The 11,313-nt window shown below is 63.0% G+C and carries 7 protein-coding genes; 2 read left to right on the forward strand and 5 right to left on the reverse strand.

The genetic code is table 11. From position 1 onward, the window contains the following. Nucleotides 1-20: 20 nt before the first annotated feature. Nucleotides 21-272 carry a hypothetical protein gene (locus ACQPZ2_RS00655; protein WP_433523812.1) on the reverse strand — a complete coding sequence of 84 codons (252 nt, stop codon included), beginning with the start codon at nt 270-272 and terminating at the stop codon, nt 21-23. A 73-nt stretch (nt 273-345) separates the two neighbouring features. Between ACQPZ2_RS00655 and ACQPZ2_RS00660 the strand changes: the two genes are divergently transcribed. After that, the gene (locus tag ACQPZ2_RS00660; RefSeq protein ID WP_433523813.1) at nt 346-915 is read left to right on the forward strand and encodes a hypothetical protein; all 570 of its coding nucleotides are present in this window, start codon (nt 346-348) and stop codon (nt 913-915) included. Between the two features lie 153 nt (nt 916-1,068). Here the strand turns inward: ACQPZ2_RS00660 and ACQPZ2_RS00665 are convergent, their stop codons facing one another. Next, nucleotides 1,069-1,713, reverse strand: coding sequence for a hypothetical protein (locus ACQPZ2_RS00665; protein ID WP_433523814.1), 645 nt, complete (start codon nt 1,711-1,713; stop codon nt 1,069-1,071). Nucleotides 1,714-2,228: 515 nt separating this feature from the next. Further along, nucleotides 2,229-3,371, reverse strand: a complete 1,143-nt coding sequence (locus ACQPZ2_RS00670; protein WP_433523815.1) for an epoxide hydrolase family protein — start codon at nt 3,369-3,371, stop codon at nt 2,229-2,231. A gap of 63 nt (nt 3,372-3,434) precedes the next feature. Here ACQPZ2_RS00670 and ACQPZ2_RS00675 point away from each other — a divergent pair, with 63 nt between their 5' ends. Continuing rightward, a complete protein-coding gene (locus tag ACQPZ2_RS00675; protein ID WP_433523816.1) occupies nt 3,435-3,857 on the forward strand; it encodes a hypothetical protein in 423 nt (140 codons plus the stop codon). An 870-nt stretch (nt 3,858-4,727) separates the two neighbouring features. Here the strand turns inward: ACQPZ2_RS00675 and ACQPZ2_RS00680 are convergent. Both ACQPZ2_RS00680 and mobF read right to left on the reverse strand, forming a co-directional pair. After that, nucleotides 4,728-5,141: an NUDIX domain-containing protein gene (locus ACQPZ2_RS00680; protein ID WP_433523817.1), complete on the reverse strand. Its 414-nt coding sequence runs from the start codon at nt 5,139-5,141 to the stop codon at nt 4,728-4,730. A 1,200-nt stretch (nt 5,142-6,341) separates the two neighbouring features. After that, entirely contained in the window at nt 6,342-11,186 is a 4,845-nt protein-coding gene (gene mobF / locus ACQPZ2_RS00685) for a MobF family relaxase (protein WP_433523818.1), read from the reverse strand. Nucleotides 11,187-11,313 lie beyond the last annotated feature (127 nt).

Below are 11,313 nucleotides of genomic sequence, written 5' to 3' on the forward strand. Positions count from 1 at the left end.
AGGGGTGAGCCAGCGCAAGGCTAGCGCCTGCCAAGGGTGAGAGCGGCAATCGATCCATTCGCTGGCTTGGGTCTGGCGAAGAAGCGCCTCCCGGAGGACCGGTCAGCGTCGGACATCGACGCCTCATCGACTTCGGCGTCGAATGCACGCATCTTGTCCGCGCGAATGGTGATAGCCCAAGGGATTTGCCGATCGAATCCTGTGAGTTCTGGCCATCCCGCGGCGCGGGCGGCCTCGGCATTGGCCGCGTTGGTGGCCTCGTGCGTACCCATGGCCCCATGGTGCGCCAGGGCGCTGACACGGCCGGGTGTCGAGCTGGATCACTTTCACCAACATCATCCGGCATTGGGGCAATCGTCCTCTAGATATGTTGTAGCCCAATATGATTGGCGATCCTGGATTGAGGACTGCAACATTCTGCACCCCTGCTCTCTACCTTCTTCCTCGAACCGCGTGATCGACAGTGAGCGCACCGACGGGAAGGACATCGACATGGTCGACATCAACGAGTTCCAGCGAGCTACCTACGCCTGGCAGTGGGCGTGGATCCTGGCCACCTCGCGGACGGGGAACCCTCATGAGGTTCCGGCGGATTGGATCGCCCGATACCTGAGTGGTGAGCGCGCACTGGATCCGAATCGGCCGCTGGCCTTTCTGACTGCGCTCGCAGCTTTGAACGTGAAGGAGGAACCAGAGCAGTGCCGGACCTTGCACGCGGCCGCAGTCGAGGCGGCTTTCGAGGATGCTGAGCTCGCCGGGGTTCTTGCCGAACCCGTGGGTCTTCCTCCGGTGGACCAGAAAGAGGCCCGAGCGAAGGCGATCGCACATGCGCATGAGGAGGTGTTCGAGGATCTTCGCAGTGATGTAGGCACCTTCCCAGCGGGAGCGCTGGTCAGTTTCTGGTTTCCGTCGTGAATCCGCCTCGCGGCACCCGGGCGCTGGGCTTGGCGCAGCGTCCCGGGCCTGTGGCGGCGCCACCGGCGGTGTCGAGAATTGATCTTTTTTCGACACTCAACGTGTTGACTCGACATCAAGTCGCGTCGATGACCACAACAAACGCCACCGTGCTCAATTCTTCCAGCGCGTGTACCAGCGGCGGCGTCTCGACCAGTTCTCGATCTCGGCGCGCAGTGCGGTCATGTCGTTGGCCTTGATTGTCGATGGGTGCGGCTCGATACCAAAGACCTTGAGGACCCAGTCGTCCACGTCCCACAGCGGGGGTACTCCGATCCCGAAGAGGCGTGAAGGCCTTGGTATCTGAGGAATGTCGCCACGACCGCCAAGAAGGGCGTAGAGGGTCCGCCGAACGAGAATCCAGTCCCGAAGCCTCTCGACAGGGTGGTCGATGACCAAACTCAACGCCCCAGCCAGCAAGCCCAGTGCGAAGAACAACGCCATCGATCCGTCGAGCAGCCACGAGATGAGGAGCACCCAGCCGATTACGAAGACAATGTTCCCCGCGGTGACGTAGACGGCAAATCTGAAGTCGGAGCCCCGTAGGCGGATCGCATACGTTGCAGCGACCCAGTGGACTTCCTGCGCCAGCTTCACTTTCAGGATCTTCGGGCAGTCATCGCCTGCCGCCTCGACGAGTTTGGCGAGACGCTCTGCCTTATGCATGTGAAGGCGGCGGGTCGAGGGGATGGTCTTCCACAGGGTGAACAGAGCTACCGCGGCAGCGGGCGCTGCGACCAAAACTTGCGCCGTAAACACTTGCCAATGGTACGGACACGGCAAGACCGTCCGTGTCGTGAAACGTTCGTTTTATCGACACCGGGCCGCCGGGACCGGAAGTCCTGGTCGGCCTCGCGCCGCGAGTGTCTGAAAAACGTGTCGAAAACCCTTGGTGTCCAACAAGTGCCAGACCTTTCTCGTACAGTCCGGGCATGACCGATACCTTCGACCGGCCGCCACGCTCGTCCTCGACGGTGATGCACTCGATCCGATCGGCGGGGTCGGCAACGGACGAGTGTCCACCAAGGGGCAGAACTGTGACTCGCGGCGGAAATTGGCGGTGTTCTCGCGCCGTTGAGTGGCGGTCTGGTGAACACGGTCGGGTGGTGCCGATGACGAGGGTGCTGTGGGAGGTTTCTATGACGTCGGCGGCTTGGGCGTGAACACCCGCCTGGCCTCGGAGGGTGAGGCACACGGGTCGGCTGTACACGGCGAACTTGTCATCGCCACTGGCCGGTCCGACGTGTTCGCCGTGGATCGCCGAGATTCCGTGTCTATTTGCGGTATTCGCGGAACGTGGCGCGCAGGTCGTCGACGATGAGGTCGGGTTCTTCCATGGCGGCGAAGTGGCCGCCGCGGTCGAATTCGGTCCAGCGCACGATGTTGTGGTTACGTTCGGCGATGCGGCGGACCGGGATACCGAGGTCGTGCGGCATCACCGCCACGGCGACCGGCACGTCGGTCTCGGGTTCCGACGCTCCCCACGTGGCGGCGCCTTCGTAGTAGTAGCGCGCCGACGATCCCGCGGTACCGTTGAGCCAGTAGATCATGACGTTGGTCAGCATTGCGTCACGGTCGACGGCGTCTTCGGGTGCGTTGGTGGAGTCGGTCCAGTCCTTGAAGCGTTCGATGATCCAGGCCAATTGGCCCACCGGTGAATCGGCGAGGGCATAGGACAGGGTCTGGGGGCGGCTTGCCTGCAGCATCGCGTAGGCGCCGAGTTCGTATTGGGCGCGCCGGACCAGCTCGAGGGCACGCCGTTCGGCAGGGTTGTCGAGGTCGGCGGTCTCCGGGGTGACCGTGGCGGAGGCGATCATCGTCAGATGCACGGCGACCAGGTGTTCGGCGTCGATGACCGCCAGCTGTCGGGAGATCGCGGCGCCGGTGTCTTCACCGTGCGCGGCGTAGCGGTCGTAGCCGAGTCGGCGCATCAGTTCCGCCCATGCCTGCGCGGCCCGTGCGGTCGACCAGCCGACGGCAGGCCCGGAGAAGCCGTAGCCGGGGATGGTGGGCACGACGACGTGGAAGGCGTCCTCTGCTTTGCCGCCGTGGGCCACCGGGTCCGTCAACGGCCCGATCACATCGAGGAATTCCACGATCGATCCGGGCCATCCGTGCGTGAGCACCAACGGCAATGCGTCGGGTTCTGCCGATCGGACGTGGATGAAATGCACGTCGTGGCCGTCGATTTCGGTGCGGAACTGCGGGAAGGAGTTGAGTCGGGCCTCCTGGGCCCGCCAATCGTAAATGTTGCGCCAGTAGTCGACCAGCTCTCTGGTGTAGTCGAGCGGGATGCCCTGTCGCCACCCCGCACCGGGATCCGCGTCGGTCCAGCGGGTGGCGTCCAATCGCCGATTCAAGTCGTCGAGCTGCTCTTGGGGGACAACGATCCGGAAGGCGGTGATCTCTGTGCTCATGAGAATCACACTAAGACCCAGCTAGGACAGCTTCTGCCCTAGGTTTGAGGAAGAGTGTGTCGTGTGTTGGAGACCTCAGCCCGGCTGCTCGAACTCCTGTCGCTGCTGCAGGTCACCAATCCGGCAGAGACCGATCGCGACAATCTGCCCATACCTGATGTATCGCAGTTCATCTGCGCGACCACACACCGGATCAACTGGCAACGGACAGATGCGTTGTTGCTGGTGGGCACGGCCTGGAGGCAGGTGCAGGGCAACACCTGGCGGTCTCCTCCAGACCGTGCTGTTCCCTGCTGCGCTGTCTGCTTTCAGCGCGGCGGGGTGCTCATCAGGTGTTGTGCTGGGGTGGAATTCGTCGGCGAGGCCGTCGGCGTGGTCGTCGCTGTTCGGGGTAGTCGGCTCCGTCGATCGTTTCTGGTGCGGGCGTGCGGGCCGGGCGGGGGAGCCGTTTCGTTGGTTTGCTGGTTTGGTCGATTGCGGCGGTGATGTCGGAGGCGGTGAGGAACCACGTCCGGCCTGCCTTATGTCCCGGTAGGTTGCCTGTTCTGAGCTGTGTGAGGTACCAGCGTCGGGATTTGCCGAGAGCCCGCGCGCCTACGTCGACTGGGTATGTGGGCTCGTGTGGGGGTGATACCTCGTGACCGGCTTCGGTGGACGGTTCATTTGGACGACTATCCATCTGCGACAACCTGATTGGATGCAGGGTGAGACCGTCGCAGGTGTGAGGTCGAAGGCGGCCCGTCGGTGTCGGCGAGCGATAGGGGAGGCGCTGCAGCCGATTCTGAGGGATAGGCATCTGGCCAGACGCGGGATAGTGACCTTTGCGTCCGGAAAACGCTTGTTTGCATTGAGTTGTGACCTCGCTACAGGCCGATCCGCGAGTCTTCCCCTATGACAATGAAAGCGTGTTGGACGCGGATTCGCCAGTCCGAGTGCGGCGGTCGGTTCAGATATGTGCGGTATTGCCTCTCACGCGTCACGTATTTGGCTACGCGACAGGGCATTCCGGCTCTTCGAACGTCGGCGGGGAAGATCGGTCGCTGTGATCTACATCGCGCGGCACTGGCGAGATTCGGACCGAGGTGAGCTGAGCGGCACTTTGGCGGTGTCGCGCAATTCGTATCGTTCGTTGTCCCGGTTCAGCTCGATTAGGGGATAGTGCTGCCACCTGCTCGACAACCTCGATGTCGCTCAGGTCATTTTGCATGAGTAGGTCGTGGAGGTCGGTCCACGATGCCTCTTCGGGCGTAGGCGGTTCGTCGCGGGATTTGATTCGTTCCGCCGCCGCGTTGCATCCGCTGGGCGTGATTCCGTGGTTCGTCCTCGTCGGATCGAGGCCTGCTGACCGCGGCCGCGTTATTTGTCGTCGCTCCAGCTGTGCCAGAACGATGTGTTGCCGCTGGCGATGAGGGCTTTCAGAGCGCTGGGGCGTAGGTCTGTGGTGTCGATCTGGTCTATTGGGAGCCAGTCGAATTCGAGGTGGTCTTGTTGGCTGGACGGTGTGGCGTCGAGTTCTGCGTCGAAGATGAGGTTGATTTCGTGGTGTGCGTTGCCACGATCGGTGTACCTGTGCTCGATTACACCGGCGAAGGCGGTGATCCTGCCTGCGGTTCCGAGTTCTTCGGCGAGTTCGCGGATGAGTGCGGATTCGACGGGTTCGACGTGTCCGCCGGGGAGGAAGGTCCGTGTTTTGCCGCGTTCGCGTGCGACGAGTAGCCGACCGTGATCGCGGATGATCGCGCGGGCAATGGTTTCGGTGGCGGCGCTCATCGGTGGCTCTTCGTGTCGCAGGTCGTTGGTCGATGTGGCCGCGCTCGTGCATCAAGTTCTGTAGTAGTGCCTGTTCGTCGGCAAATGCGCTGGGGCCATTGCGATATGTCTCCGTTCGGTGCTTGCGCTGGCCTCCACGTCGTTGAACTAGCGCACGTCACGGCGGAACTGGCCATGTGTACGCGGATGCCCGGTCGACACCGGCTCGACGAGCGTATTCCTCGATGGGTTCTTGGGTCATCGGCAGATGGTCTCCGCGTTCGAGCACCTGCCGGTTCGTCCGTGATGGCGTGTGACGACTGAGTCGTACGGAACCAGCGCAAATTCAATGCGGGTGGTGGGAGTTCGGCGATCCTGTGCTGCGTTTCGGGTGGTGGAGCACGGCCTGGGGGCAGGTGCAGGGCAACACCTGGCGGTCCCCTCCAGGCCGTGCCGTTTCCCTGCGGCGCTGCCGGTTTCGGCGCTGCAGGGTGCTCATCAGGTGTGTTGTTGCGGCGGGATTCGTCGTCGAGGTCGTCGCCGGTGGATAGGGTGGCGCGGCTGGTCTGTCGCGTTTTCTGGTGACGGTCTATGGGGTGGTCGGCGGATTGGCGTGATTGGTTTGCTGGTTTGCTCGATGGCGGCGGTGATGTCGGAGGCGGTGAGGAACCATGTCCGGCCTGCTTTGTGGCCGGGCAGGTTGCCCGCTCTGAGTTGTGCGAGGTACCACCGTCGTGATTTGCCGAGAGCCTGTGCGCCTACCTCGACTGGGTAGGTGGGTTCGTGTGGCGGGGATCCCTCGGCGCTGGTGTTGGCCGACTGTTCGCGTGAGTGACTATCCATCTGCGGCAACCTGATTCGCCACACGATGGGTGCATGGAACGGGTGCCGTGGGGCGCGCGCGGATATCGGCGAGCGGTGCGGGCACCGTTGCGTTCGAGGTGACGGGATGGAAGCTGGGGTGGACGCGGATCGGTGATCCGTGCGTCTGGAAACCGCTTGTATGCATGGAGTTATCGCTTCGGTTGTGCCCTGTCTGCGATTCTCCCTATGACCATGAAACCTGATCGGCTGCGACTTCGCTAGTCCGGAGGCTGTGAGCTGGTCATTTGTGTCGCCGTACTGCGATCACGGGCTTTGCGCCAAATGTTTTGGACGCGGGGGCTTTTCGATGCGGCGATCTCGCTTGGGCGCGCGCAGTAGGTGGTCGATGCAGCTTCGTTACAGACCGAGATCGTGGTCAGGCTGCGGATAGTGAGGTTCGACAGGGCTGTCGAAGTAGTCGCAGGAGTCGTCCTCGGGGGCGTTGTGTTGTTGGCGTAGTCGTTGTTCGGCGGCGGTTTGGGTGGCGGTGAGTTGGGTGCGTCGGTGTTGTTCGGATTGCAGTTGGTCGAGTTCTTGCTGATATTCGGCCGTCAGTGTGTCGGCGTAGGCAGGCTCGGATGGTGTGGTGGATGTCGGCTCGGTGATGGGTTGGGCCAGGATGTGTTCCCAGTCCTCGGCGGGGCCAGCGAGTAGGAGCGCGTCTCGTTGGGCGTTGCGTGCGGTGGTGTGCGCGGAGTTTCGGGCGTGGGTGCGGTGCTGTTGTTCGGTTTGGAGGGTTGTGATCTGGGTGTGGAGTGCGCGGCGTTGACCACGTCGATAGGCGGGTGTGGAGCTGAGTGTGGTTCGGGCGTGGTCGAGTTCGGTGGTGATGGCTTGCAGTGATTGTTCGGCCGCACGGAGTTCGTTGATGCTGGTCTGCGCGTCGCGGATGGCCTGTTTAGCTGCCTGCTGATGGCGTGCGGCCGCCTCGGCCTCGCGTTCGGCGTCGAGGGCTGGGATGTACGGGTGGTAGATGAAGGCTTCGGTTTCGGCGAGGGCAATGTGTAGGTGGAGTTCGTCGATGTGTTGTTCGAGTTCGGCATCATTGAGCATCCCGAGCGCGTCGAGTGTGAGTTCGGTGTCGGGTGTGTGGTCGACGGCTGCCCCAACGTGAGGTTGGAGCGGATCGGTACTGGCCTGTTCGGTGGTGTGTTCGTCGAGAACTGGGGGCTCGTCGGCGGTCCGGGATGGTCTATCGCTGATGTTGGGTGTGGGGGTTTGGAGTTCCAGGCGTGACCAGAGTGCCGCGGCGGGCATTTCATCGGGGAGCGGTCGTAGGGCTGCGGCGTCGCTGAGGAGTGTTTCGATGTCTATTCCGGCGCGGTCGGCGTGGTCGATTTTGTCGGCGAGGACCGGCCAGTATGGATCGCTGGTGATGCGTTCGTCGAGTTGTTTGGCCAGTGGTGACCACCGGTTGACGGGTAGATGGATGTCGCCGATGGCGTCGATGACGCGGGCATCGAGCAGCTGCTGGTGTTCGCGTTCGAGCACGGGATAGCGTGGTGGTCCGGTCGGGCGCAGGTCGCGGTCGTCGATGTGTAGGGATGCCCGCCAGACTGCGAGCTCGGCGAGCAGTTGGCGGTCGCTACCGATGATTGGGCGCGCCCAATGCGGTGCGGTTGTCGTAGACCAGGTAGCGGTGTCGGTTCGGATCTGGTCGGCGAGGTCGGTCACGATCCGCGCTCGGGCGGACAGATGACCGGCGTCGATGTCGTCGAGTGCGTGGGGTAGTCCGCGTGTCCACGGCAGCGGCCCGACACCACACGAATGTGTGCCGGTTGGATCCAGTCGCCAATCCAGAACTGCGGCAGCATCATCGGCGGTATCGAGTTCCCGACTCGCGGCCGCGGTGTGTAGCGCGGCGATCGGATCGCGACCGGTCAGTGCGATTGTCGCCAGGTGCTGGCGCAGTATCGGGTAGGCGGGGGTGTCGGTGAGCCCGGTGTGCAATGCTTCCGCAGCGATGTCGAGCTGAGTGAGTTCGTCTGGGCCGAGGGCATGTTCGGCGGCGAGGCCGATCGCGTCGATATAGATATCGACCGCGCGGCCGATCCGTCGGTACGGATCGAGTGCGTCCCGTAGTTCGGTATGCGCGGACTTCTGTGGGCTGTCGCGGCCGAGGATGCGCAGCAGTACTTCCACCGCGGTGCGCGGAAATACTGCTGGTTCGGTGAAGATAGATCCTTCGCTGGCGTCCAATGTTGTTGGTAGGTAGCAGTGGTTTGCGTGCGCGCCGCGGGTCATCGCGACGTAGAACTGTGCGCGGGTTTGGTATCCGGTGAGCGCGACGTGACACGTATCGGCGGTCACGCCTTGCGCGGAATCGATCGTCATCGCGTACCCGAGGCGCACATGTGCGGTCACATATTGCGGCGGAAGTGTCACCGTATTGCCGAGTTCGCGACGCGAACGCAGGCGCGTGACGGTCAGACTGCCGTCGTCGTGAACGCGGGAAACGATCCACCGGTATCCGTTGCGAACCCAATCACCGTCGGCAAGATGCAGTCGTGGATCGTTGCGGCGGGTGGCGATCGTGTCACCAACCGATGCGCACAGGCCGTCGGCGAGTGCGCATTCCGGCCCGACTGATGTACCGGTGCAGGCGATTCGATCGTCGCGGGCGCGTTGGTTGAGTTCACGGACGATGTCGTGGGTGGGGGCGAGCATGATGGTGTCGCGGCCGCTCGAGTGGTCGGAACTCCATCCGATGTAGGCGTCGTCGTGTGTGGTGGCGGGGCTGCCGGAGTGGATGCGACGGTGGTCGAGATAGAAGCCGAGTGCGGCGGGATCGCCTTCGCGCAGAAGCAGACTGGCGGATGCTTCGGCGGGGGAGGTGAAGCGGACGACGTGGTCGAGGGTGAGGTTGTGGGTGTTGGCGGCGTCGTTCATGTCGGTGTGGGCGCCGCCGGCTTCGATCGAGGGCAACTGCTTCGGGTCACCCAGGCAGCGGATCGTCGCGTCCCGAGACGCGAGGAACTGCAGCAGGCGTAGGCGTTTGAGGTTCCCGACTTTGACGTGTTCGTCGATGATCACCAACGTGTTCTGGTCGATCTGCAATACCCATTGCGGCAGCGACGGCGGTAACCGGTTCGCGTCGCTGTCCCGGGGTGCGGGGGTGTGGCGTGTGAGGACGTCGAGGAGTTTGTCGATGGTCTCGACGCGTGCGCCGATGGACTCGCCCAGCACGGATGCGGCTGCGGCGGTGGGAGCGAGTCCGACGACCGTGCCACCGTTGGCGTGCCATGCGTCGGTGAGTACACACATGGCTGTTGTCTTCCCGGAACCGGCCGGTGCGTCGACTGTGCGTACGCGCAGATCTGAGGTGGCGAAGCCCTCCACGACCGCGATCTGACCGGCGTTGAGCGGTCTGTCCGGGTTCGTGCTGTTGTAGGCGCGAACCGCTTGCGTGACGATAGGTTTCGGCAATGGGCGGCCACCGGGCTGCACCGCCAGGTCGATCAACTGCTGTTCGGCGCTCAGTACTTGTGCTGAGGTGTAGATCTGGGAGCCTGCGGTGGTGTACACGCTGGAGCCGTCGCGACGGGCGAACATCATCGGCACCGCGCGCAGTCGCGGTTGATCGGCGATGTCGGGATCACCACGAGCGATGGCCGATGTCGGTGACAATGCCTGCGCCACTACCGCTTCAGCGACGCGTTCGCAGTCCTCGAGGTGTATCTGGCCGCGGAGTTGGCGTTCGGTTTCGCTGCGGATGTGGCGGCGTTGCCAGGTCGATCGCTGCGCTGAGATCGTCTCGAGGACGTAGTCGGCGGTGCGTGCGATCCATGCCGCATCCGCCACAGGGCGCGCGTGGTGCGGTGGGTGCAGCACGGTGGAGACCATGCGTGCCAACGCTTCCCGACTGCCCAGCAGGGTGAGGGCCTGGGCTCGCCAGTCGGCGCGTTGTTCCGAGAGTGTGCGTAGTTGTTGCTTGTCGGGGCGTGTTTCCAGCGTCGCGCGGTCCATCAATCCGAACAGCTCCGCGGGTATGGGTTCGCGTCCCCACTTGCGTTGGAATGCTGTGGTGAGTTGCCCGAGCCGCTGGGTGATCGCCGCGTCGCGCTGGGACCAGAACTGGCTCAACCGTTCAGGGACGCCGACGATTTCACGGATCGGACGTTTCGACGGATCCATACCGGGACGTTCGGCGAACTCGACACCGACCATTTCTTCGAGATGCATCTCCAACCGGGTGTTGTAGATCTCGGAGACGGTGACGATTGCCTGGTACACCATCGCACCGTCCAGGGTCCGCCACCGCCCGTCGGTGGTGCGGACACGGTTGGCGATCAGCACATGTGTGTGCAGGTCAGGGTCACCGGCTCGGCTTTCCCGATGCGCGAACCGGGCCGCGACCAGGCCCTCGACATCCACTTGGCGGACACCGTTGCGGCCCAGCCGCGTGAACGTTGCGTTGTGCTCCAACCAGTGCACCGCGTCATCTACGGCGGCATGGTGGGCGGCTTCGACCTTCTCCGCGACCTCTCGCGGCGCGATCGCCCACAACACCGAGACGCTCTTGACCGGACTGAACGTGACGTCGAAACCGGCGACGGCCGTCGTCTGTGGTCGTGAGTTGCGTGCGATCCAGCCCGACAATTCACGTGCATCCATGGGTGCGCGTCCGTAGTGTTCGGTGAACATTTTCGTCGCGATTGTGCTGCGAATCTGTGCGCGTTCGTCGTCGGAAATAGCGTCACTAGGGTCCGAACCGTGCGCGATATTGTGTGCTTCGTAGGCTTGCGCGCATCGTTTCCGGAATTCATTGACATCGGAATAGACGCGGAAAGGATGCCCCAACCGTGACGCATTGTCGGCTGCCCGCTCGGCGTCTTTGAGCTTGGCGCCTTTGTTCATCTCCTCGTTGAACACGCGGTCTTCGATCTGGTCGGCGTTCGGGTGACGACCCAGCCCGAACAGCGCGTTCATCTGTTCCTCGGTCACCTCCTCGCCGGGCTGAATCCCCAACGCGGCCAAGCCTGCACCGTGCCAGCGCCCCGGTGACTCACCACGCGTCGAGTAGTAGTCGGCCAGGCTGGACCGGCCGCGAGCCGAGGCATCATTCGCGGCGACATTGCGGAGGTAGTAGAGGTAGCCGTTTCCAGCGACAACCTTATGAAGTGTCGCGGTCATACATCCAGGAAGCACGATGTCTGCTATAAAAGCTAGGGTTGAAGTTCGCCTATTTAGTGGCAAATCCACCAAAAGCCCTGGTCGTTATCTAATCGTTATCCTCGATGCAAAAGGTCTGCCTGTTGTAATTGCGTGTGGAGGGGGAATTTGAGGGTGTGTGGATATTTGTCTATTGTCAGTTCTCATGTGATGTGGC

Origin of the sequence: Nocardia pseudovaccinii, assembly GCF_050942345.1 — a bacterium.
GTDB classification, from domain to species: Bacteria; Actinomycetota; Actinomycetes; order Mycobacteriales; family Mycobacteriaceae; genus Nocardia; species Nocardia pseudovaccinii.

Excerpts from the sequence above, each read along its gene's own strand:
- ACQPZ2_RS00680 (WP_433523817.1), bottom strand. The coding sequence starts at position 5,141 with ATGAGCGCCGCCACCGAAACCATTGCCCGCGCGATCATCCGCGATCAC.
- ACQPZ2_RS00655 (WP_433523812.1), bottom strand. The coding sequence starts at position 272 with ATGGGTACGCACGAGGCCACCAACGCGGCCAATGCCGAGGCCGCCCGC.
- ACQPZ2_RS00670 (WP_433523815.1), bottom strand. The coding sequence starts at position 3,371 with ATGAGCACAGAGATCACCGCCTTCCGGATCGTTGTCCCCCAAGAGCAG.